Below are 24,482 nucleotides of genomic sequence, written 5' to 3'. Positions count from 1 at the left end.
GCATACGCTGTTTTTATTATTAATAAACACCCATTATGTTATTAAATCCTAAAAATCCCCAGAAGCATAATCGCTTCTGAGGACTAAAATTATACGCAGCTATCTTAATACAGCTTTGCACCTGCCGGAATCCGGTCATCCACCATCAAAAGATTCAGACCTTCTTTCCATTGTGGTTTCAATATTTGCACGACCCATGATGGATTGAATCACCTTTACATTTGTTTCATTCTCACAAAACCTTGAACAAAAGGTATGCCTCAAATGATGACATGAGAAATGTGGTATTAACACAGGCTCTCTTTTTTCTTTACTATTGCTTTTGTTGCACTAAACTAATAGTGTTTCTATTTTATATTTTATAAATCCACAATATTGAGAAAACAAGACCGTTAGTATAGTCATCGCTATTAATGAAACATATTGAACCAAATTTATCACATTACAAATCCAAGTAATCATAATGATAATAACAACAAGTTTTAGAGTTACTTTCCTAAATTTACTTTTTTCTTCTGCGTCCAGTTCTCTGTTAATATTTCCCACAGGTGCAATTAAAATTATTAAAGCGCTTCCCACCGTAATAATAATCCAGGAAATATTAAGTGGAAAACAATAGAATTTATTGGATAGTAAAACAATAGTTTGTACTATTACAGAGAATGTAAAACATTTCAAAAAAGTATTCATGTGTATTCCACCCGCGTATGACCTTAAGCAAATAAAAATAGTATAAAACACTATAAATTCCAGAATAAAATTCATATATGCTGCAATAATGAAACAGAACAGAAAACAGCTTAATGTTTCAAGTCCAACTTGAAATCCATATTCATATATATCAGACGCTTTTTCAGAAGCTGAACCAAATTTAATAATAAAGTTTGTTAGTTTTTTAGATATCTTTTTCATTTTTCAATTTATTCTTTTTTAGGTTTTCTGGCATCTTAGGCTGATGATATATATAACAACATGCACTTTCTACAGACATTTCGCCAATCTTAATTGCTATTTTTTCCAATATTTTTGCAGAAATACTCTTTATTTTTTTTGTCTTCATAGTTTAAATCTCCTCCTATTCTAAAAATACTATAACACAATATCATAAGTTTTCATTTATTTGTAAAAATATCGAGTATAGATGTAATAATTTCCTTTCAGGTCTAATATACTGGCATAAAAAAAGTGCCCTCTTATAATTGAAATAATCAATCCCAATTCGAAGCGGCACTTTTTATGACTTTCAATGAATATTTACTCCCCATATAATACCACCCTAATTAAAAATATATTTTTGTTCATATCATCAATAGCAACAACTCCATGATATTTATTCGCCACACGATTTATTGTAGATAAACCGACACCATGATTATACGCGTCCGCTTTTGTGGTTTTCAATATGTTCTCTTTGGATTTCAAAAGATATCCTGTATAGGTATTAGACACTGAAATCAATATGTTTTTCTTATTATATTTCATTTGTATTTTTATACATTTATATCCATCAACTTTACTTGCAGCCTCTACGGCATTTTCCAGTAAATTTCCAAGTATTAAACATAAATCTGCACTTGTAAATGGAATCTGCATAGGTATATTTATATTAGCCAAAAATTCAATTCCTAACTTTTCAGCCTCAGCAAACCAATACCCAATTAATGAATCTATCACAACATTACCACTGTTTGTAATATAATATGTACTTATTCTGCCTTCATCCATAACTTCATTGACAAAATCTACAATTTTTTTATATTCTTTCTTTTCTGCGAATGCAAGAATTGAAACCATACTATTTTTCATATTATGTCGTACATCTCTAAGCAATAATGCGGATAATTCTCTTTCTTTTTGGTGTCTATCACATAGTTCTAATTGCTGTTCATAAATTGAGTTTTCTCTTTTTAATTGGAAATCATCTGCTAATTTAATATATATATAGAATATCAATATATTTATACATAATAAAAGCACTGCTGCCACAATTGACTCATAATCTGCATAAACACTATCTACCTTATAACTTAACAAAAAAATATCATTCATAATATAAATACTTCCCGCGGGAATCAGAACAAGCATTATACTATATTTCGCTGGGAATTCTTTAATTTCTTCATCTGTAAACACCTTCTTTAAGCCCAGAACTACGCTCCATAAGAGAAGCTTCGATAGAAATGATCCAACAGATCGTATCATCACATATTCCCTGCAATAAATCGCAAGTAAATATCCACACAAAGTTTCTATTAACATCCAGATTGCAACAAAAGCAATAGCAAGAACGCATTTGCTCCCAAACAATCCTTCATAGATATTTACGGCTGCTAACAATACACAAATAATAGTAATAACTAAGTTTATATAAACAGGAAAAATATTAACATACGCCGAAAACAACTGCCAAAATAAAAACACGACGTAACCAGTTATAACCCCAATACTTCTTTTTTTCTTCAAAAAAAATATACTAAAAAAAGTAATCAACATATACATTGAGAATATAGCAAACAAGATCTCTTCACCAAACTTTAAACCATCAGATATCAACACAGAATGCATCCTCCATTGAACAATATTGTTCACCAATTATTTTTCTTCTATCCTCACTAATAGGAATTATCTTTTTGTTATCTAATTCTATAAAATCATACGCCTGTGCCACTATATACTTATAATTAACAAGAAAAGATTGATGCACCCGCAAAAAGGTCATTTTACTTTTTTTTAAATTTTGTTCAATCTCATTTAGTTTTCCATAGACCTCGAATACTTCAGTTTCCGTAACTATTGATACCTTTCTTTTATTACTTTCAAAGTATAAGATATCGCGAAGCAAAATTTTATGATTTGCCCTCTGATAGTTGTATCGAAAATAAAAATCATTACAACTTATACTATCATATGCATTAATAAAACTACTCTCAATTTGTTTTTCATTAACAGGTTTTACGAGAAACTGGAAGGGTCTCACTTCAAAAGATTCTAACACCTGTTCCTCGTGGCTGGTCACATAAATAATACAAACATTACTATCATACTTCCTTATTTCTTTTGCTGAAGTTATCCCATTCTCCACTCCCATTTCAATATCTAAATAAATAATGTCAAATCTATTTCCTTGCTGAACTGCTGTTGCAATTTCTTCGCCGCTCCAATACACTTCTGTTTCGATATCAATAAATCGTCTTTTTGATATCATTTGTAGCATCGTATCCAATTCCCCGGTAATTAAAATATCATCATCACAAATGGCTATATTCAACATGTTTTTATTCCTTTTCTTTACAAATATTGCTATTATTTCTTTTTATACTAATTTTCTTGATATTCTGCACTATGGATAATATTAATTCTTTATCATACATATCCATCCCCATATACGTATCAACTAAATCATAATATGTGTCTAACACTTTATTCATTTGTATCTGCCCTTGCAGATCCCGTTTAATCTCTGAAATGCCCAGTAAATAATCTGACGTTACGTTAAAGTATCTAGCTATCTTAATTAACACATCAATCTTACAACATGTAATATCTCTTTCATATCTACTAAGTGTCTGTTGGGTCACTCCCAATTCTGTGGCTAAGATTTCCTGTATAAGCCCCCTGCTTTCACGTAGCTCTTTGATTCGGTTTTTCATGATTGACTCCTTACTTTTTTGTCAGCACTATATAATTATATATGCTACCCTAAACAAGAAATAACGATACTAATAATTTAAGTAATAGTTTACTCATTATTAGAGTATTCAAATTCAATCTTATACTTTTAATTCCATAATAACAAGAATCCTTTTCCATATTCATAATAATGTCAAATATAATTAGACTTTTTCCACATATATCGTTGCACAAAAAAAGAGGCATTCCTCCGCACTTGAAGAAAGTCTCTTTGTAACAACTTTAACATTCAATTCCACCAATTCCCTTGCTGTGCTATTTACTCACACAATAATTCTTTTTCCAGATAATATGTCTACTTCTTACTTATTTTGCCATATAGCCAATTATGAAGATAAATGCCATAGCAGTAGCCCGCAGCCAAGCCAATCAACGAGCCTAGCTCTCCTCCCCATTGTTTTCCCAAGCAATACCCAAACATCGCGCACATTGGACCCGTAGCAATAATAGACAATGACTTATACTTTTTATTTTTCTTGTTTTTTTCCGTATCTTCATTCATTATTATACCTCTACTTTTTTTAAATCATATTTCTTTTACTTTATTTGTAAGTATTATAATCTTTTTTATGATTAAAGTCAAAAAAAAATTTATTTATTCGTTTTTATAATAAAGTTCTTTATAGGTAGCACTTACATTTAACAACTCCTGATGCTTGCCCACGGCTTCAAGTTCTCCATCTGTTAAAACCACAATTTTATCAAATTTTTCAATATTAGATAGTCTATGTGCAACAACAACGACTGTAGAATTCATCTGAAACAAACTTTCCATAATACGGCCTTCCGACACATTGTCTAATGAGCTCGTCGGCTCATCTAGCAAAATGACTTTTGGGGCTTTTAATATTGCACGAGCTATACATACTCTTTGTTTTTGCCCTCCTGAAATGTTTCCTCCAGACTCTGAGATTATAGTACTGTCTTTAGACGAATACTTTTGAACCAAATCATCCAAATCTGCATTTTTTATAGCAGCATTAAACTCTTCTTCCGAATAATCCCGCCCCATTGCTATATTTTCTCTTATTGTTCCATTGAATAACATGCTTTGCTGAAGCACGATTCCTAATTGTTTTCTATAAAAATTTTTATTAACAGTTTCATTATTAATCAGGCAATCACCTACGTATATATCACCTTGTTCAGTGTGCAACATAGATGCTAGTAACATTAATAAAGTAGATTTTCCGGAGCCAGATTTGCCTACTATAGCAATCTTCTCTCCATTATATATTTCTAAGTTAATATCCTTTAGTACACAATTAGAAAAGTAATCATATCTAAAAAATATTTTTTTTATACTTATTTTTCCATTTTGAAGAGTAATATTTATGTTTTTTTCAGCATTCTCCGTCCTAGAACGTATTACATCTAAAAGTTGATTAATATATATTTTCGCTGCAGATAACTGCAAATATGAATTTGCTATTGACAGGAGTGGGCTCAAAAAAGACGCACCTATAGTATTAAATGCTACAATTGTTCCAATTGATAATCCTTTTTTTTGTCCTATTATCATACCAATAACATAAACAATTAAACTATATACTGTCTGAAGTGTTACAGAAATATTTCCTAATGAAGAATCTACCTTTGCTTTTTGTAGCTCCATATCCAACTGCTTTTCGAACGCTTCTTCCCACTTTTCAAAATATTCCTCTTCAGCACCTATCGCTTTAAGCGTTTCTATATTATTTACAATTTCTCCCGTAAGATTCTGTACATCTGTAATATTTGCTATCTGCGTTTCATTTTTTTTAATTATAATCTTTGAATTTAAAACAGACAAAGAAACCAATACCACACCTAATAATATGGTAAGTACAGACAATTCCACAGAATAAGTAAACATTATAGTAAAATACAACATCAAAAAAATGAGATCCATAAATAAACTAAGCATTTGATTTGAAAGTATTGCACGTATATACTGATTACAGTTAACTGTAAATATTATTTCTCCCTTACCTCTATTTACAAAAAATTTGTATGGCAGTTTTAATAAGTGCCCAATAGTCTTAGATGTTAGACTTCTATCAAAATTATTTTGAAACAATGCAAGAACTCTTGTTTTTATTAAGCTAAAGGAATAATAAAATGTAATGATCCCTAATAACGTTAAAATCATTTGCATATATTCATTTACATTCTCATATCGATCTACAATTATTTTTATATATATCGGTATTAACAAAGAAATTATCTGTAATACAAAAGATGCACCAATAGATGCAACAATTTCCCTTTTGCTCTCCTTTAAAATATGCCATAATGTCTTATCAGACTTTTTCTTCTTTTTAGTATTTTTACAATTAGATTGAACATAAATCAAAACATCGGAGAAACTTTCCATAAATTGTTCAACCGATAACTTTATTTTTCCCTGTGCCGGGTCTACAATTTTGACATATCTATCTTTGACTTTTTCGATAATAACAAAATGATTATTATTCCAATATGCTATAACAGGTGCTTTTAATTCCCTAATTTTTTGTATGGAACAATGTTTAATAGCTTTCCCTTGTATATTATATCGACCCATTACCTCTAGTATCTGACCAATGTTATATCCTCCCATGGGTGATCCGTATTTTTCTCTTAATTCAGTCAACGTGATATCAGTTTTATAATAATTTATCATCATAGCAACGCAAGCTAAGCCACATTCTGAATGTTCGTAACTTCCAATAAATTTAACCATTGCATCCCCCTTATAATAATAGAGAATTTAAATATTCTTCATAATTTTCACATTCCAGCATTCCTGACTCTAGCCAATATTCCGTTTCTCCGGTAATAGCTTTGCTATCAATTAATGCTTTTTGTAGTTCCCTATATCTAGCAAATAAACTCTCATGAAATCTATTTGTTTCAAACCTCTTGTTCCATTTATTAATGGTGCTTTCTACCATATGGGGAAGTTGCATTTCCATATCACTCAAGAGCAAAAAATTAGCGTTTGAACCCAAGCCGTCCGGGAGAAAGTTTGCACCAATGTATTTGTCAACTATTCGAGCCCCCATATATAACAATTTTAGATGTAAATCGTCTACAACAGAAGTATGTCCATTTGTGTCACATGTGGAAACTAAAATCACATTTTTACCTGCAAGCCGAAATGTATGTGCCCATGTAGCCAATCTATCAATTATATTTTTTACTTCTCCGGGCATTCCCTGCATATAAACAGGGGCTGCAAAAACAATCACATCGGCACTCAACATCTTCTCTTTCAAAATTTCTAAATCATCTTTTTGCACACATTTACCACTTGTAAAGCAGTTTTCACATCCCATACAGGGGTGTATTTTAAAATCGTTTAATGTCATAAACTCGTATTGTATTTTCTCGACACGGTTGATCTCACATAATATTTTTTCTGCAAATAAATACGTCTTCTTCTTACTGGATCTACTACCAACAAAAACAAAAACTTTTTTTTCCATATACATCACCAACAAAGTTGCTTGTTAAGTAAAACTTAACAAGCAACTTTTCCTTATTGTTTTTATACGCAACTTGCTGCCACTGTAATTAATGTAGAAACCGCCTTTGATACTGCTCCTGACAACCCTGCCGATGCTACTGTGAGCGATATTATCACAGGCGTGGCATAAGGCTGTGGAATATCTTCACCATTGGCTCCCTGTAACAGGTACATTTCTTCTACCGAAAGTTCTTCATAAGACTTTCCGACCAATTCAGATATGGTTTTCTTACTCATTTAGATCACCCCTCCAACATTATTTGCATTTCTTTTTGCTGTTAGCAATAGAAACTGTTGCTGCTGAAATCGTTGAAACCAATACTGAAATCGCTTCAGAAACTTCAATTGTAGAAATGACTACAATAGCAGATCTTGGTTCAATATCTGCAGCTCCCTGCAGCTCCATCATCTCCTCAACCGATAACTCCTCAAAAGACTTTCCTACTAATTTTGTTTTGTTCTCCATGTTAAATTCCTCCTATTTTGTTTTTTCTACCTTTGGCCTCTGTGTAGATAATATTTATATTAATGAACTAAGTTCACTAATATCATAATGAAAATGTAAATACATTGTTTACCACATTATTGGTAATTTTCAAAAGTGCAAACCCCACTCCGGCATACCCCATAAACAATCCTGAGTTATTAACACATTGTGTACCGGATAACTGATATCCCTGATAAAGGCTATTACCACACATTTGTGCAAGCATTTTATTTAAAATAATTTGTAATTCTTCAGTATAATCTGTATTGCTTTCAATTAATTGCTTTATAATATAAAGTGTCCCAGCATTACCATGGCAAAGAGTGTCGCCAAAATACATATCCTTTTGGCACTCTATTAGCTTCTTAGTAAGTTCCACAACCTCCAATTTCACCTGATGAGACGAAATAATTCCTTCAATTTCTAATCTCGATTGAATCATTCCACTAAGGCCATGACACCACTTGTCTCTGCTTTCACTCTTCTCCAACTCATACATTTCCATTTCCTTTTTCAAACAAGATATGATAACTTTTTCAATTTCCCCTCTACTATCTCGTTTCATATCCTTACAGCTACGTGCCAGTGCCAGCATAACTCCACTGTATCCATGTGCCTGTCCTACCCCACCAAAACCACTATCTAGCTGTTCTAAAATTATCTCCTGCAACTCTTTTGTAAACTTAGTAAGAATGTTTACTTCTTTATCTGTTAAACATTTTATATTACTTTTAAGTTCCAACATCAGAACTAATAATCCGGATATACCGCTTATCCAATCTATGGCAAATTTTTTGGAATTTATAATATCTTTTTTGTTCTTACCTTCAAGGAGTTCTACTGCTTTGTGAATTAATTTTTCATATTTGCTTTCTCCCTTCCCTTCTATCTCAACCATAATCGGCCAAAGAACGGAAAATTTAGAAGAATATGCATTATATTCGTCAACAGAATAATCAAAATCTTTTTCACAGTTTTTCATACACTTATGATATATACGATAATATTTCTGTTTTTCTGTTATTTTATAGAGCTCTAAAAAAAACAAAGCAATTCCGCTGATTCCATCGTATAAGTCTATACCTGTCAAACCAAAGTTCGCATTATTTTCACCAATATTAATATTTTTCCATGCTATGTTATCAAAAGGATCTTCATCTGCCAATAAAATAAGTTTATCCCCAATTCTCTCAGCTTCTGCCAGTGAATTTATTTTCTCACAAGAAAATGTATAATTTCTTCTTGCGAACTCCGTACGTTTATGTTCATGATATAAACCCAAATGCAAACACAGCAAATCTGTTTGTATTCTCAGCTGTTCTTCATCGAAGTCTATAATTCTCTGTTCTACTTTGTGATACCCAGTTTCAGAAAAGTACTTAGGAAAAATATTCCCATAACTATCATAAAGATTCAGGGAAGTTGTATTACTATAAAAAATAGGAATGTCATTTAATAACATATCCTTATATTCACTCTTTATAATATCTTTATTTTTATGAGGATACGCCCATACGTTTTGTAAAATTCTTTCTCTAATGATCATTTCACTACAACACTCTGGATGATTTAAATATGAAAACATATCTCCATATTTTTGAGTACTTTTAGCTAAAAATCTTATTTTTTTATTTTTAAACACTGCTAATAAAGACTTTTCGTCCTGAATTAAGTACATTTTATTATTTTTAAAATAATCCATAACTTTTAAAAATCCGTTTATTATATAATTACAATATTTTTTATAGTCTACTTTTTCTCCATTGAGCAACGGAATATTTCCTGCGCCGCTCATCAAATATTCTAATTCTTCAAAATGAAAATCTGACGTTCCTACATTTACTGCTGTTAAATATTTCTTTTGTGAAATTTGTTCATCACCAGATAATGCACTCACTTCGAGGGTATTATCTATTTTCGCTGTGTTTGGTAATAGTGCTGTAGTTAATATTGTTTCAACAACATATTTATCGCAAAAACGGGTGAAAACATTCTCCTCGGTATAATATTTAATGCTATTTTGCATCATTGTTTCGCCATCTATAATTACAGGATATTCACCATCTGCAATAATATTTTCTAAATGCAAATCAGTTATAGCGAGAAAATACCCCAAGGCTAATATATACCCAAAACGCTCATAAAATCGCTCTATCCCATTTTCTTCAAGACAACTATTATGTTCCACAAATTCTATAAATGCAAATTCTTTACCGTATACACCTTTAGGTGCTTTAAGTTTTAGACCGTCAAAATTCTCATTAAATAATTCAATAAAATCATAAAATGATTCACATATATCTAAATTTTTGGGCTTATACACAACTTTGCTATTAGTAAAGTTTACAAGAATAACTTCTTTTCCTCTTTCGTGTGAATCTCCTACAGCTAATTCAAGTTTTTGAATTTCTCCTACTTGTATTTTAAATTTTTCGCTTATTTCACTTGCGGAATCAATCAAGTTCTGAAAAAAGACTTTCATATTATCTAAAAAGTATATCGTGCGAGTTGCTGCCAATCGGCTACTTACGGCATATCTCTCATAAAAGTCGTAATAATCTTCTTTTGTAGCAAATCTCTCTTTTAAGAACTCTTCAAATTGTACTGTCTTATCCTCTGATCTAAAATCATTGCACTGCTTATATTTATTCAGTTCAATAACTATACATTTTTCATAAAAACTAAACGTCTGCATCATATAATTTGTCAAAATATCTTGCACTGCTTGTTGTGACAAATTAATTTGAGATTCTTTCCAATCAAAATCAGAGATACCCTCTGCTACAAAAGTAATAAAAGGTAAAAGAATTATAGATACATCTATTTTTTTTAAATTATGTATTTCTTCAATTTTAAATTTTTCAAATATTTCTCTTAACACACCTAACCACTCAGGTGATTTATAATTATCCTCTATTTCAATAGGAGAGATTGAATAGGCGAATTCTTCTTCGCTCATTTTTTCTTTATCCAAAATTAATTGCAAGGTCTTGTCATCTACTAAATTTTTTTGTTTTTTCCATTCATTTAGGTTTTCTAAATTTTCGTTTGATATTATGCCTTTATACATTGTTTTCTTTTCGGAAATTAGCATTGTTTTTTTTAATATTGAAACTAAACATTCTTCTATTGTCATTAGTATTATTTTCCTTTCTTTGGACCTTTTATTCAAATCTATTCTGCCAATACATATTATATTTTTTAAGTACATTGTACCCTACTATATAGTGCTTTTTTATTTTATGTAATTTTATCGACTATTTATGTTATTTTTACTTCATTTTAATATAACACCACCCAGTTATCTCCATTGTTAATTTCCAGCAAATCATCATAGGAAGTAAGCTGAATCTCTTTATTTGGTTTTCGCATGATTCAACACCTCCCGCGCTAGTTTGTCATAGCTTTCAGCTCCTTTACTGCGTCTGTCATATGCGAAAATACTGATACCTTCCGATGCAATCTCCTCTATGGCTTCTGACCTTGGTATCGCATCCACAAAGATATTCATTTCGCTTTCATATGCCTCTGTGACTGCTTTTTTATTTCTCTTTGAATTGTTATATCTGCCGCATAATACTGTGGCTGCACCGGAATTAAAACACTGTCTGCGGCACTCATTGCATTAATGGTCAACATACCAAGAGAGGGCATACAGTCAATGAGTATATAGTCATAATCCCCCTCCAAAAGTTCCAGATACTCTCTTAAAACCTTTTCTCTGTCTTCCACCGTAATCAGTGACATATCCATCCCCGTAAGTAATTTGTTGATGGAATTACATCTACCCCTCTTTATGGCTCAAAATTGCTTCTCTAGGGTCAAAATCACCCCCATGTTAATGTTCTCCATCAATGTTCTTTAAAGTCACTCTATGGATCTTTGAAAAGCCTAAACCGAGGGTTAAATGTCCTTGCGGATCTGAATCCACTAATAAAACACGTTGCCCCAATCTTGCCAGTCCTACACCTAGATTGATACTTGTGGTGGTTTTTCCCACACCACCTTTTTGATTTGCTACTGCGATCACTCTACACATGATAAAATTCTCCTTAGTCTTCTACGAATTTCTACGCAGAATCTTCTCGAACCACTTAATATCATTTTTAGTTTTGACCATAACAAAAAAGGACATCTCTCTAAAATTTTCTTTTAGAAAAATGTCCTTATCGTACAAATTATTAACATGAACTGACACGATTTTAATTTAAAATCATTTATTTTAACCCTTTATGCCGGATTAATTCGTCGTACTCCTGTCGTACCATACAACTTCAAAGTCCGCAAACCCTTGATTTTACTGACTTCATTTATCTAATGTATTAATGTTCTAATTGTTGTTCAATTTGTTAATGTAATATGCAAAGTCCAAATTAATATATTTTTGAGTTCTCCGATTAATAACATAATTTTTTGCATACGATTTAAGCTTGAAATAATAGTTATTATACTTAAGAAATTTTTTGCGTTCTCTTCATCACATTCTTCAAATGTTACGCCCTTTTCAACTAAATCACTTATCTGCTCATCAACTGAAGTTTTCTTTTATATGTATTTTCCATTTATTCTTCCCATAAATTAAAATATTAGAAACTAATACAATGTTTATACTTAATACAAATTATAGACCATTCTATCAATATTATCAATTCTTTTATTAAATTGGATGCTTAGATAAAATAAAATCGGACGAAATCACCTAATATGATTTCATCCGATTTAATATTTGAACGTATTCTCTTTATTTGGTCGTAAATCTTATCCCCTAGTAAAGTTTCGCCCCTGCCGGAATCTTGTCATCTACCATCAGAAGATTCAACCCTTCATGTCCATCTTCCTCATGAACTGCTGAAATCAACATCCCGCAGGAATCAATTCCCATCATCGGTCTTGGTGGCAAATTGGTGATAGCGATACAGGTTTTTCCTATCAGTTCTTCCGGCTCATAATACTCATGAATTCCGCTTAAAATCACTCTGTCTACGCTTGTTCCGTCATCCAGAACAAACTTCAAAAGCTTCTTACTTTTTGGTACTGCTTCACAAGCTTTTACCTTTACGGCTCTGTAATCAGATTTCTGGAAAGTCTCAAAATCTATCATTTCTTCAAATAATGGTTCAATCTGTACCTTTGAAAAATCAATCTTTTCGACTACTTTTTCCTCTGTCTTATCTGCCTTCTTCGGTGCGTCTGTTCCACCCAAGGTCTTCATCGTGGGGAATAACAGCACATCACGAATCGCTGCAGCATTCGTAAGCAGCATTACCATACGGTCAATACCGATTCCAATTCCACCTGTAGGCGGCATACCATGTTCCAGGGCATTTAAGAAGTCTTCATCAACGCTGTTGGCTTCTTCGTCTCCCTGAGCCTTTAATTCTTCCTGTGCTTCAAAACGTCCGCGCTGGTCGATTGGGTCATTTAATTCGGAGAACGCATTTGCCATCTCTCGTTTAGTGATAAACAGTTCGAAACGCTCTGTATAATCCGGATTTCCAGGTATTCTCTTCGCAAGAGGAGATACTTCCACCGGATGATCCATAATAAAGGTTGGCTGAACCAGCTGTTCCTCTACAAATTCTTCAAAGAGAAGATTCAGGATATCGCCCTTTTTATGTCTGGCCTCGTAGTGTACACCCTTTTTATCAGCTAAAGCTTTCGCTTCTTCTTCTGTCTTGATTTCATTAAAGTCCACACCTGCATATTTCTTCACCGCTTCTACCATAGTAAGACGTTCGAAAGGCTTGGATAAATCGATCTCCACGTCACCATAGTTAATTACTGTTGTACCCAGGACTTCCTGCGCTACATGACGGTAAAGGTTCTCAGACAGATCCATCATGCCATGGTAATCTGTATATGCCTGATAGAGCTCTAGTAATGTAAATTCCGGATTATGTCTGGTATCCAATCCTTCGTTACGGAAAACACGTCCAATTTCATAAACGCGTTCCAGTCCGCCTACGATCAGTCTCTTCAGATATAACTCCAGAGAAATTCTCAGATGCACATCTTCATCTAATGCATTATAATGTGTGTCAAAAGGTCTGGCAGCAGCTCCGCCTGCATTTGGAACCAGGATCGGAGTTTCTACTTCCATAAATCCGTTCCCATCCAGGTACTGACGAATGCAGCTAATGATCTTGGAACGTTTCACAAAGGTTTCCTTCACATCCTGGTTCATGATTAAATCCACATATCTCTGACGGTAACGGATATCTGTATTGGTCAGTCCATGGAATTTTTCCGGCAGGATCTGAAGACTCTTAGACAACAGAGATACTGCAGATGCATGAATTGAGATTTCACCTGTTTTCGTTTTAAATACTTCACCCTTTAAGCCAACGATATCACCAATATCCATTTTCTTAAATGCTTTGTATTCTTCTTCTCCGATACTGTCTCTTGCAACATAAGACTGGATATTTCCTTCCAGATCCTGAATATTGCAAAAAGAAGCTTTTCCCATAACACGTTTGGACATAATACGTCCAGCCAGGGAAACCTGTTTGCCTTCCAGCTCTTCAAAATTCTCTTTCACTTCTCTGCTATGATGGTCTACATCATATTTCATAATTTCAAAAGGATTATTACCGTTCGCCTGTAATTCTTCCAGCTTCTCGCGGCGTACCTTTAACAACTGATTAATATCCTGTTCCTGTACCTTCTTCTGTTCAGCCACTGTCTTTCCTCCTTCATTAAATGGATCTTTGTATTTCTAAAACCTTATATTTCATATCTCCCGCCTGGGTTTCCACAACTACTTCATCGCCAACTTTAGCGCCGATTAATGCTTTTCCAACCGGAGACTCATTTGAAATCTTACCCTGAAGACTGTTTGCTTCGGAAGAACCTACGATCTTAAAGTCCAGTTCTTCTTCAAATTCAGCATCATATACTTTCACAGCACATCCAACGCTGATTTTGTCTAAATCAACTTCATCTTCCACAATAACTTCTGCATTTTTTAAGATTTTTTCAATCTGCTCAATTCTTGCTTCTATATCTCTCTGTTCATCTTTCGCTGCATCGTATTCCGCATTTTCGGACAGGTCGCCCTGCTCTCTTGCCTCTTTAATCTTACCGGCAACTTCTTTTCTTTTTACAACCTTTAAATCATGAAGCTCTTCTTCCAGGCTTTTTAATCCCGCATAAGTTAATAAGTTCTTCTTTTCTTCCATTCTTATTGCACCCTTCCTACATCTATTCTTGTATTTGTTTTCAAGCCCCTTCGAACGAAACACCTCAGTTTATAGGACTGTTCCCATTCTATAAAATGAGGTGAATCGTACGTTTACGTAACAATCACAGTATTATATCCTATCAATGGCAAATTGTCAAGAATCTCTAAGTCGAAATAGCGCCATCCAGTATCTTCCAGATATTAAAATTTCTCTTCCAGCATTTTTTCCAACTGTTCCATACTCTCAATCTCATTTACACATCTGCGTATAGCAGCCGAATGAGGATACCCTGCAGTATACCATGCAACGTGCTTCCTCATTTCCCGGATTCCGGTATATGCCCCTTTATATTGAAGCTGAAGAGATGCATGTTTGAGTATCATTTCCTTCAATTCCGGAATCGAAGGTTTCGGGAGTATAACCCCCCTTTCAAAGTATGCAGCCAAGTCCCTGAATATCCATGGATTTCCTCTTGCCGCCCTTCCTATCATGACTCCGTCACATCCGGTCTCTTTCATCATCCTCTCTGCTGACAGTGGATCCGTAACATCACCATTTCCGATAACCGGTATACGAACTGCCTCTTTTACCTGTCTTATTATTTCCCAGTCTGCTTCTCCGGAATAATACTGTTCTCTGGTTCTGCCATGTATCGTAATTGCCGCCGCTCCGCATCCTTCTATAATTCTGGCTATCTCTACCGCATTAACATGCTCTTCGTCAAAACCTTTTCTGATCTTGACGGTTACCGGTTTATTTACGGCTTTTACAGTTTTGCTTACAATTGCCTCAACTCTCCCGGGATCTTTCATGAGTGCGGAACCTTCCTGGTTATTCACTACCTTCGGGACCGGACATCCCATATTAATATCCAGAATATCAAATTCTTTTTCTTCAATTTCCTTTGCCATTTCACTGATAATATGGGGATCTGATCCAAAAAGCTGCAACGCTATGGGATGTTCTGATTTTTCTATTTCCATTAGTTTTTCTGTATTCTTATTATGGAAGGAAATCGCTTTTGCACTCACCATCTCCATACTTAAAAGTCCTGCCCCCTGCTCTTTGCAAAGCAAGCGAAATGGCAGGTCAGTTACCCCTGCCATCGGCGCTAAGACAAATGGATTTGCCAGCTCTACGCTGCCTATCTTAATCTTCATAGTCTTCTCCAAGAAAAAATACTTTATAATACATCTCCAGTGAGCGAAGCAGTTCCTCTTTGCTCCTCTGAAGTTCTTTGATCTTTAGCACGCTCCCGATTTCATCATAGGCATAATCCGATTCATGAGCCTCAGTATGAAAACAAAGCGTTCCATCCTCTTCAAATTCAAGGGTTAACACTCCCCCCACGTCCTGAGTATATAAGACGCACATAATCTTCAACTCGTCTTTTATACTGTCGGGAAGAGCGGCGAAGTTCTCATTTAAATAAAATTTTTGCTCATATGCGCTTGCTCCGCATAATACTACTTTATCCTGGTACATCGTTTCCTCCTGACACCTGTTTACTTTATACATATCCGTAAAATCCACGGACAGATACCTCACCTGCAAACACCCGAACCTGTTCTCCACTTTCTTTGGTAACAAGCAGTTCACCCTGGCTGTTAATGCCATCTGACATTCCCGTATACACATTGCCCGGTTCCAGCACCTTCACCATATTTCCTCTATTTACAAGGACCTCATTATATTCTTCTAATAAAAGGGATAAATCCTGTGTCTGCATAAATTTCTCGTAACACCGCTCAAACTCTTCCATGCAATACTGAATTACTTCTGCGCGATGGATCTTCTTATTACATTCCAGTGATAAAGATGTTGCCACGGCTTCAATTTCTTTAGGTATTTCGTTCATATTTACATTGATGCCTGCACCGATTACAATATAATTCACCGCTTCCATCTCTGCACTCATCTCTGTGAGAATCCCACAGATTTTCCTGCCGTTTAATACCACATCGTTAGGCCATTTAATCTTCGCCGGAAGTCCCAGCATGCGATGCACAGCTCTAGCTACTGCAAGTCCCATTACCAGTGTCAGCATAGATGCTTTCCCCGGATTCATCTGAGGGCGTATGATTAATGTCATTGCCACAGAGCTTTTTTCCGGCATACTCCAGGTTTTACCCCGTCTTCCCTTACCGCCGTACTGACGGTCTGTTACTGCCAGCGTTCCATGTACTGCACCATTTTCTGCCAGCCGCCTGGCATAATTATTGGTAGAATCCACTTCCTGAATATAAGCGATCTGCTGCCCTGCCCACTTCGTATTCAACAGGCTGAGCAGTTCCTCTGCTTTCACGCTGTCCGGGCACCCTTTCAGCCGATATCCTTTATTTGAAATTGCTTCTATCTCATAACCTTCTTCTTTCAGCTGGTTCATTGCCTTCCAGATTGCCGTTCTGGTGACACCGAATTTTTCACAGAGCTCCTGCCCGGAGACATAGTCTTCGGCACTGCGAAGCGCATCTAATATTTTACTTTTCACAAATCATTGCCCTCCTTGAGCGTGTCTTAAATTCTAAACTGCCAGTGCGGCATACACGCAGACACCGAGATAAATCATTGTCAGAATGGTAAACAGAATTCCCGCCGCAATATGACGCCGATACCAGTTCATACCGGCAAGACTTCCATTGAGTATCGTCCCCATAAGAAACACGGCTATAAATATCCGCTGCCCATACTGATAATCCCAAAATGCTGCCACCGTTAATATAATAATGGCAAAACTGGCTATTGTCCCTGCCACCTCAAGATCCAGAGATCTCTTATTTGCAAATTTCTTCATATTAATACCCCTGAATAGCGCAAGCCGGCTGGCTTTCTCCCATACGAAAATTACTCGCCAAGAGTTGCTACCATAACAGCTTTGATTGTATGCATACGGTTCTCAGCTTCATCAAATACAACAGAAGCTGCCGATTCAAATACTTCTTCTGTAACTTCTTTTCCTTTTACTGCAGGCAGGCAATGCATAAAAATAGTTGTATCTTTGCCTGTTTTATGCATCAGTTCACTGTTAATCTGATATGGTGATAATAACGCAATACGTTCTGCAGCCTTGTCCTCTTCACCCATGGAGCACCATACATCCGTATAGAGCACATCCGCACCCTGAACACCGTCTGTAGAATCTGTTATTGTAACCGTTGCCTGAGAATTCTTCGCGTATCCTTCACATAACGCTACCAGATCATCTTTCGGCCATAATTCCCTGGGTGCAATAATTGTGAAATGAACACCCAGTTTGGCGCATCCGATCATCAGACTGTTTGCCATATTATTGCGTCCGTCGCCTAAGTATACAAAACGAAGTCCTTTCAGATAACCGAAATGTTCCTTCATTGTGAGCATATCAGCCAGAATCTGCGTTGGATGATAATCATCTGTCAAACCGTTCCACACCGGTACTCCTGCATATTCTGCCAGTTTTTCAACTGTTTCATGCTTGAATCCGCGAAATTCAATTCCGTCAAACATACGTCCCAGTACTCTTGCGGTATCTTCCACACTTTCTTTATGGCCTAACTGTATATCATCCTTTCCCAAATACTCCGGATGACCGCCTTCATCTGTACAGCCGATAGTAAATGCACATCTAGTTCTGGTTGATGGCTTTTCAAAAATCAAAGCAACATTTTTTCCACGCAGACTGTTTCCCAGTACAGCGCGTTTCTTTTTTTCCTTAAGTTCTCCTGCAAGTTCCAGCAGGTATTCTATTTCTTCAGAAGTGAAATCTTTTAATGTTAAAAAACTGCGTCCTTTTAAATTCATCATCTTTCCTCCTATTTGTGCTCCTGGTACCGTATTGACCAAATAATATCGTGATTTGTTTTCCATCATACCACTGTTCTTCGTTTTGTTCAACATATTATCTCTTATAGAACATAAAAACTGTGGGAATAAAGCAGAATTTCTAATCCCTTCTGCCAAATCCCCACAGCCCTTTACTTCTTCTCGCCCATTATTTTACTCTGTTGAACTTCTTTACTTATTAAATATCCTTTGCAATTTCCGTAATGGACTTTACAAGCCCTGCTACATTTTGTATCTCAGATGGAATAATAATCTTAGTTGCCTGACCATCTGCTACTTTCTCTAATGCTTCGAAGCTCTTAAGTGCTAATACGGACTGATCTGCTCCAGCTTCTTTTAAGAAACGGATACCGTCTGCATTTGCTTTCTGTACTTTAATAATTGCTTCTGCCTCACCTTCAGCTTCACGGATCATCCTTTCCTTTTGTGCTTCTGCACGAAGGATTGCTGACTGTTTTTCTGCTTCTGCTTCTAAAATAGTAGATTCTTTATGTCCTTCAGCTACCAGAACTGTAGATCTCTTCTCACCTTCCGCACGAAGAATCGATTCTCTTCGTTCACGTTCAGCCTTCATCTGTTTTTCCATGGCATCCTGAATTGCTGCCGGCGGAATAATATTCTTTAATTCCACGCGGTTAACCTTGATTCCCCATGGATCTGTTGCAATATCTAGAGATGAACGCATCTTTGTATTAATAATCTCTCTGGAGGTAAGCGTCTGATCCAGTTCCATGTCACCGATAATATTACGTAAGGTGGTGGCTGTCAGATTTTCGATTGCCATAATCGGATTCTCAACTCCATATGCAAAAAGCTTCGGATCTGTTATCTGGAAGAATACAACCGTATCAATTCGCATCGTTACATTATCTTTGGTAATAACAGGCTGAGGTGCAAAATCTACAACCTGCTCTTTTAATAACACTTTTTTAGCAATTCTGTCGATAAAAGGAACTTTAAAATGTAAGCCTACAGACCAGGTTCCCTGGTATCCGCCAAGTCGTTCTACAACTAATGCCTGAGCCTGAGGAACAATCTTAATACAAGATACCACTAACAATAATAAAATAATGATTAACACAATAATCAAAATAGGTACAAAAACCGATGAAACGTTAGTATCCATAACTTAATTCTCCTTCTCTTTTACAATTAATTTCACTCCGCTGATCCGCTCGATTACTACGGTCTTCCCTTCTGCAATCTTCACTTTATCATCACCTGTGCGGGCAGTCCATTCCAAGCCATTCACCACTGCCTGACCTTCCCCCAGAAGATTGTCAATCGCTTTGGTTACGATTGCCTTCTTGCCAACCAAACTATCCACATTCGTCTTAGTCCGATTTTTATTCACATATCTGACTGCAAATGGTCTTGTAAAAATCAAAAGTACCACGGAGACAATAACAAATGCCAGGATTTGAAGTAGAATATTTCCATCCAGAACCGATACAATGAACCCTGCAACGGATCCTCCTGCAAACCAGATTGTTGTCAAACCCATCGTAGCAAGTTCGATTACAATAAGGAGAATAAATAAAACGAGCCAACAAATAGATTCTATTTCCATAATATTACCCTCCTGTCAGAGTATTTATATGTTACCTCTATATTTTACTATAAATAGTAGGAAAATACAACTTAAGTTTCATATATTTCAGAAGGGATAAAAAGGAAGCCGTCACCATTTAGGTGTTCGGCTTCCTTCTATCAATTCACATATTAGTAAAACTGATGTGCTCCAATCTTGATTCCTTTTCCGGAACCTGTGTTGAAGTACAATGCGCCCCCTACCGGATTTTCTCCGTTCAGGGCAGCCTGTGCTGCTTCGTAGCAGTCACTTGGCACTCCATTCGCTAATGCACTTGACATACTTCCATCCCAGGTCGGCATGAACTGTCCGCTTTCGTAAATAACGTCACGGATATTGCCGGCAAATGAAGAACTTGCCACACGGTTCATTACAACTGCACCTACTGCCACTTTACCATCCCGGGGCTGATTTCCTGCCTCACAGTAAATGATAGATGCCAACAGAGTTAAATCATCGGCACTTGCTGAGGAACTTGCATTGGATTCTGTCTCCGGTGCTTCCGTTGCCGGTGCCTCTGTTGCCGGCGTTTCCGTTACAGGTGCTTCTGTCTCCGGTGCCTCTGTCCAGGTTGTCTCTGTCTGAGGCGCTTCTGTCCAGGTCGTTTCCGTCTGTGGTGCCTCTGTCCAGGTTGTTTCCGTCTGCGGTGCTTCTGTCCAGGCTGTCTCTGTCTGAGGCGCTTCTGTCCAGGCAGCCTCTGTCTGCGGTGCTTCTGTCCAGGTTGTTTCTGTCTGCGGTGTTTCCGTCCAGGTCGTCTCTGTTTCCGGAACATTATTCACATTCTGTGAATTATCAGAGTTTCCTGTATTGGCTGAACCGTTATTTCCTGATGTCTGATTGGTACTGTTACTTGTATAATTTCCATTGCTGTAAGCACTCACCGGTGCCACATAGTCGTCCGTCGGAACCGCGGTTTCAAGAAGCAGTGTTTCTTTTACATCTTCAGCAGGAACATACGCACTTTTTGAATTGTCCAGCTGAATATTTACCCAAGTACCGTCATTCGACGTATACTCGTAACCTTCGCCCCTGTTTACCGTATCCACAATTTTCGCTGCCGGATCGGCATTATTAAAAATATTTACTCCGTCCCAAGAGATCTCTACTCCCGGAGTACCATAAACTTCAGCCAGTTTCTTAGCATCTTGTCCAAATGCAAGATATTCTGTCTTTATGTAGCCTACAACATCTCCTGAGCGAACCTTAGTCCAGTCATCCCCTTTTTCCAGAACATATGCTCCGCCGGCACTTGGCAGATAGCCAATAATCTTACCGTTCTCGGAACCCATTGATCTGATAAATAATTCGTCCGTTACATCCGCAACCGCACGATAATTCCAGTCGCTTTCTTGTGTCTGATCTTGTATGTTTGATGTCCCTGCATTTGGCATTTCTTTCGCCATAGACACCATCGATACTGCCATGGAAAGTGTAAGCGCTGATACAGTACAGCAAATTGCAGGTTTCATTCTACCCTTCATTTTTACCTCCTGAATAACTGCGTTGCATGAAATATTTACTACTATTCCATTACAATTATTACAAATCTATTAAATTATGTTACGAATGTATTGTACAATAATATGAGGAGATTGTCAACCTTATTTCTTAAGTTTTCATTAGATTCTCCTCTGGCGCTTCACTTCATACATTAATATAGATGCCGCTATAGCCGCATTTAATGATTCTACCTGGCCTGACATGGGGATCTTGATGTAACAGTCCGACCGGGCGCTTAGCCCCTCACTTAAGCCATTCCCTTCATTTCCAATCAGAAATGCCGTTCCCGCAGAATAGTCTTCCTCATAGTAGCTGCGGGCTCCTTTCAGATGCGCAGCATAGGTTTTTATATTTTTTTCTCTTAATTCTTTTAAAACTTCTTCTATATTACCAGTGTAAAAAAATGGTACCCGGTACAGCGACCCCATCGTAGACCGGATTGTTTTTGGATTATAGATATCTACCGTATCTGATGTCATAATAATTCCATTCACACCGGCACCCTCTGCCGTCCGCATAATCGTTCCAAGGTTTCCCGGATCCTGGAGATTCTCAAGGATTAATAGATGGGGTGTGGCAGAAGATGTAAGAATCTCTCCTAAGTTATAGTGGGATTGTTTTACAATGCTCAAAATTCCCTGAGGGGTTTTAGTATCGGATGCAGAATCAAATACCCGGTCTTCTACCACCTCCAGCCTGTCTCCGGCCAGAAGCTTTTTATTTTCCGGCTTTTCATAGAAGGTCTTCGAAACATAAGTCTTTACAATCCGTTCCCCGGGTGCTTCCTGATACATCTTAACGCCTTCAACCACAAACACATCCTGTTCTTTCCGTACTTTACCCTTTTTCTGAAGTTGAAGCAGATTCTTAATCTGCTGATTTGACGTACTGGTAATCATATTTCTCCTATTCTGACAAAAGGCGCTAATTTTCATCAGCGCCTTTTCATCTTTATCTATTTTATTTTCATTCAAATTCTTCAATTACTTTATGTTAAAACTTATACTACCTGATCTTCCTCAGTTTTTCATTATCACCAACCGTTAGCAGTGTTTGTTCTGCCCGCATCGGTTCATCCGGGTCCAGATTTACATTTACCTGATCCCCTATTTTATAGGCGATGATGTTAACTCCAAACTTATTACGGATATCCAGCTCCCTTAAGGTACTTCCTATCCAGGATTCCGGTACTTCCATTTCCACCATACTATAGGTAGAAGAAAGTTCAAATGTATCTACAAATCTGCCAAATACCATATTCCTTGCTACACGGGATCCCATCTCGCTTTCCGGCGATATTACATGGTCTGCGCCGACTTTTTCCAATACCGTGGCATGAATGCGGCTGGTAGCCTTCGCCAGAATATACGGTATTCCCGCTTCTTTCGCCAATATGGTAGCCATCACACTTGCTTCCATATTTCCGGATATCGCAACAACTGCCCCATCCATATTTCGCAGTCCCAGGCTTTTAAATATTTCCGGATCTGTTACATTCGCTCTTACTGCATATGTTACTTCATCTGCAATGTCCTGTACCTTATCCGGGTCCATATCCACTGCCAGCACTTCACATCCATTATTACTAAGCGCAGTTGCAACGCTGACACCGAACTTACCTAACCCAAAAACTACAAAGGATTTTACTGCCATCCTGATACTCCTTATCTTATACTGAAAGAGATCTGCTTACCTCAAACATAAATTCTGAAATTCCTTTTTGCATTGCCAGAGCTTCATTAATATCGAAATCAGTGAAGTCTCCGTTTTTATATCCAACTACACGGTTTGTCTTACCATCACATAATAAATCAGTTGCATATGCGCCCATCATAGATGCATACACACGATCCTTACAGGTAGGGCTTCCGCCACGCTGCATATGTCCCAGAATCGTTGCTCTGGTCTCAACACCAGTAGCAGCTTCGATTCTTCTTGCCATACTGGTAGAATGTCCGATTCCTTCCGCGTTGATAATAATATGGTGCTTTTTACCGCGTTTTCTATTATTAATAATGTTATTAATTAATTTCTGTTCGTCATAATCATACTTTTCAGGAATCAGAATATCTTCTGCTCCATTTGCAATACCGCACCATAATGCGATATAACCTGCACCACGTCCCATTACCTCGATAATACTGCATCTTTCATGGGATGTAGAAGTATCACGTACTTTATCAATTGCCTGCATCGCTGTATTAACAGCGGTATCAAAACCGATTGTATACTCGGAACAAGCAATATCAAGATCTATTGTTCCAGGAACCCCAATGGTATTTACTCCCAGGTTCGCAAGTTTCTGTGCTCCGGCAAAAGATCCATCTCCACCAATAACTACAAGACCGTCAATGCCGTGTTTTTTGCAGACTTCTGCTCCCTGCTTCTGTCCTTCTGCTGTTCTGAACTCAGCACAACGTGCCGTATAGAGAATCGTACCTCCCCGTGAAATGGTATCTGATACATCACGTGCCGATAAGTCAATAATTTCTTCATTTAACAGGCCATTATAGCCTTTTAAAATACCCTTTACTTTTTTACCGCTTGAAATTGCTCTTCGTACTACTGCACGAATTGCAGCGTTCATTCCGGGTGCATCTCCACCACTTGTTAACACTCCGATTGTCTCTATTTGCTTTGCCATTTTTGTGCCTCCTTCATTTTAGGTTCACCTTAATTCATTTATATACAATTTCCTCATCCTAAACATTCTAATTC

Annotated in this window: 27 protein-coding genes and 1 pseudogene; all 28 read right to left on the bottom strand. The window is 36.5% G+C overall.

The window, feature by feature from the left end:
- Window positions 1–135: 135 nt before the first annotated feature.
- A pseudogene (locus CD03_RS37440) lies at window positions 136–312 on the bottom strand (tyrosine-type recombinase/integrase); the annotation flags it as partial.
- 18 nt (window positions 313–330) lie between these two features.
- Window positions 331–912: an accessory gene regulator B family protein gene (locus tag CD03_RS0125595; protein WP_027296051.1), complete on the bottom strand. Its 582-nt coding sequence runs from the start codon at window positions 910–912 to the stop codon at window positions 331–333.
- Window positions 896–1,060 carry a cyclic lactone autoinducer peptide gene (locus CD03_RS37435; protein ID WP_081820377.1) on the bottom strand — a complete coding sequence of 55 codons (165 nt, stop codon included), beginning with the start codon at window positions 1,058–1,060 and terminating at the stop codon, window positions 896–898. The genes CD03_RS0125595 and CD03_RS37435 overlap by 17 nt, the downstream gene beginning before the upstream one ends.
- A 194-nt stretch (window positions 1,061–1,254) precedes the next feature.
- A complete protein-coding gene (locus tag CD03_RS0125585) occupies window positions 1,255–2,556 on the bottom strand; it encodes a sensor histidine kinase (protein ID WP_027296050.1) in 1,302 nt (433 codons plus the stop codon).
- The gene (locus CD03_RS0125580) at window positions 2,543–3,271 is read right to left on the bottom strand and encodes a LytR/AlgR family response regulator transcription factor (protein ID WP_027296049.1); all 729 of its coding nucleotides are present in this window, start codon (window positions 3,269–3,271) and stop codon (window positions 2,543–2,545) included. The genes CD03_RS0125585 and CD03_RS0125580 overlap by 14 nt, the downstream gene beginning before the upstream one ends.
- Window positions 3,272–3,275: 4 nt before the next feature.
- Complete coding sequence (locus tag CD03_RS0125575) at window positions 3,276–3,650, bottom strand: helix-turn-helix domain-containing protein (RefSeq protein ID WP_027296048.1); 375 nt, start codon at window positions 3,648–3,650, stop codon at window positions 3,276–3,278.
- Window positions 3,651–3,985: 335 nt separating this feature from the next.
- A complete protein-coding gene (locus CD03_RS0125570; RefSeq protein ID WP_027296047.1) occupies window positions 3,986–4,192 on the bottom strand; it encodes a hypothetical protein in 207 nt (68 codons plus the stop codon).
- 93 nt (window positions 4,193–4,285) lie between these two features.
- Window positions 4,286–6,394: a peptidase domain-containing ABC transporter gene (locus CD03_RS0125565; protein WP_027296046.1), complete on the bottom strand. Its 2,109-nt coding sequence runs from the start codon at window positions 6,392–6,394 to the stop codon at window positions 4,286–4,288.
- Between the two features lie 10 nt (window positions 6,395–6,404).
- A complete protein-coding gene (locus tag CD03_RS0125560) occupies window positions 6,405–7,139 on the bottom strand; it encodes a flavodoxin family protein (protein ID WP_027296045.1) in 735 nt (244 codons plus the stop codon).
- 62 nt (window positions 7,140–7,201) lie between these two features.
- Window positions 7,202–7,417 (bottom strand): lichenicidin A2 family type 2 lantibiotic, encoded by a 216-nt coding sequence (locus CD03_RS0125555; RefSeq protein ID WP_027296044.1) that lies wholly within the window; start codon window positions 7,415–7,417, stop codon window positions 7,202–7,204.
- A 19-nt stretch (window positions 7,418–7,436) separates the two neighbouring features.
- Window positions 7,437–7,646 (bottom strand): lichenicidin A2 family type 2 lantibiotic, encoded by a 210-nt coding sequence (locus CD03_RS34840; protein ID WP_044289661.1) that lies wholly within the window; start codon window positions 7,644–7,646, stop codon window positions 7,437–7,439.
- Window positions 7,647–7,728: 82 nt separating this feature from the next.
- Window positions 7,729–10,803 (bottom strand): type 2 lanthipeptide synthetase LanM, encoded by a 3,075-nt coding sequence (gene lanM / locus CD03_RS0125545; protein WP_027296043.1) that lies wholly within the window; start codon window positions 10,801–10,803, stop codon window positions 7,729–7,731.
- A gap of 219 nt (window positions 10,804–11,022) precedes the next feature.
- A complete protein-coding gene (locus tag CD03_RS38065) occupies window positions 11,023–11,178 on the bottom strand; it encodes a ParA family protein (protein WP_156043031.1) in 156 nt (51 codons plus the stop codon).
- Window positions 11,175–11,414 carry an AAA family ATPase gene (locus CD03_RS39060; RefSeq protein WP_027296042.1) on the bottom strand — a complete coding sequence of 80 codons (240 nt, stop codon included), beginning with the start codon at window positions 11,412–11,414 and terminating at the stop codon, window positions 11,175–11,177. The genes CD03_RS38065 and CD03_RS39060 overlap by 4 nt, the downstream gene beginning before the upstream one ends.
- Window positions 11,415–11,505: 91 nt before the next feature.
- A complete protein-coding gene (locus CD03_RS39055) occupies window positions 11,506–11,706 on the bottom strand; it encodes a ParA family protein (RefSeq protein WP_027296041.1) in 201 nt (66 codons plus the stop codon).
- A 726-nt stretch (window positions 11,707–12,432) separates the two neighbouring features.
- Window positions 12,433–14,349: a lysine--tRNA ligase gene (gene lysS / locus CD03_RS0125520; RefSeq protein ID WP_027296040.1), complete on the bottom strand. Its 1,917-nt coding sequence runs from the start codon at window positions 14,347–14,349 to the stop codon at window positions 12,433–12,435.
- 16 nt (window positions 14,350–14,365) lie between these two features.
- Window positions 14,366–14,848, bottom strand: coding sequence for a transcription elongation factor GreA (greA, locus tag CD03_RS0125515; protein ID WP_027296039.1), 483 nt, complete (start codon window positions 14,846–14,848; stop codon window positions 14,366–14,368).
- A 203-nt stretch (window positions 14,849–15,051) separates the two neighbouring features.
- Window positions 15,052–16,011, bottom strand: coding sequence for a tRNA dihydrouridine synthase DusB (gene dusB / locus CD03_RS0125510; RefSeq protein ID WP_027296038.1), 960 nt, complete (start codon window positions 16,009–16,011; stop codon window positions 15,052–15,054).
- On the bottom strand, window positions 16,001–16,336 hold the full coding sequence (locus CD03_RS0125505; RefSeq protein ID WP_027296037.1) for a DUF6145 family protein: 336 nt from the start codon (window positions 16,334–16,336) through the stop codon (window positions 16,001–16,003). Before CD03_RS0125505 ends, dusB begins: the two co-directional genes overlap by 11 nt.
- Before the next feature lie 25 nt (window positions 16,337–16,361).
- Complete coding sequence (locus tag CD03_RS0125500; RefSeq protein WP_027296036.1) at window positions 16,362–17,342, bottom strand: biotin--[acetyl-CoA-carboxylase] ligase; 981 nt, start codon at window positions 17,340–17,342, stop codon at window positions 16,362–16,364.
- Between the two features lie 33 nt (window positions 17,343–17,375).
- Window positions 17,376–17,645, bottom strand: a complete 270-nt coding sequence (locus tag CD03_RS0125495; protein ID WP_027296035.1) for a hypothetical protein — start codon at window positions 17,643–17,645, stop codon at window positions 17,376–17,378.
- 50 nt (window positions 17,646–17,695) lie between these two features.
- Window positions 17,696–18,631, bottom strand: a complete 936-nt coding sequence (gene argF, locus CD03_RS0125490; protein ID WP_027296034.1) for an ornithine carbamoyltransferase — start codon at window positions 18,629–18,631, stop codon at window positions 17,696–17,698.
- 220 nt (window positions 18,632–18,851) lie between these two features.
- A complete protein-coding gene (locus CD03_RS0125485; protein ID WP_044289659.1) occupies window positions 18,852–19,799 on the bottom strand; it encodes an SPFH domain-containing protein in 948 nt (315 codons plus the stop codon).
- A gap of 3 nt (window positions 19,800–19,802) precedes the next feature.
- Complete coding sequence (locus CD03_RS0125480; protein ID WP_176731019.1) at window positions 19,803–20,243, bottom strand: NfeD family protein; 441 nt, start codon at window positions 20,241–20,243, stop codon at window positions 19,803–19,805.
- 152 nt (window positions 20,244–20,395) lie between these two features.
- A complete protein-coding gene (locus CD03_RS36505) occupies window positions 20,396–21,745 on the bottom strand; it encodes a cell wall hydrolase (protein ID WP_052377977.1) in 1,350 nt (449 codons plus the stop codon).
- Between the two features lie 138 nt (window positions 21,746–21,883).
- Entirely contained in the window at window positions 21,884–22,663 is a 780-nt protein-coding gene (locus CD03_RS0125470) for a TrmH family RNA methyltransferase (protein ID WP_027296031.1), read from the bottom strand.
- A 106-nt stretch (window positions 22,664–22,769) separates the two neighbouring features.
- The gene (locus CD03_RS0125465; RefSeq protein ID WP_027296030.1) at window positions 22,770–23,417 is read right to left on the bottom strand and encodes a potassium channel family protein; all 648 of its coding nucleotides are present in this window, start codon (window positions 23,415–23,417) and stop codon (window positions 22,770–22,772) included.
- 16 nt (window positions 23,418–23,433) lie between these two features.
- A complete protein-coding gene (gene pfkA, locus CD03_RS0125460; RefSeq protein WP_027296029.1) occupies window positions 23,434–24,408 on the bottom strand; it encodes a 6-phosphofructokinase in 975 nt (324 codons plus the stop codon).
- Window positions 24,409–24,482: the final 74 nt, after the last annotated feature.

The sequence above is a fragment of the Robinsoniella sp. KNHs210 genome (assembly GCF_000686105.1).
Taxonomy (GTDB): domain Bacteria; phylum Bacillota; class Clostridia; order Lachnospirales; family Lachnospiraceae; genus Robinsoniella; species Robinsoniella peoriensis.
The sequence above is the reverse complement of the archived record's forward strand: the minus strand, read 5'-3'. Positions and strand labels throughout refer to the sequence as shown.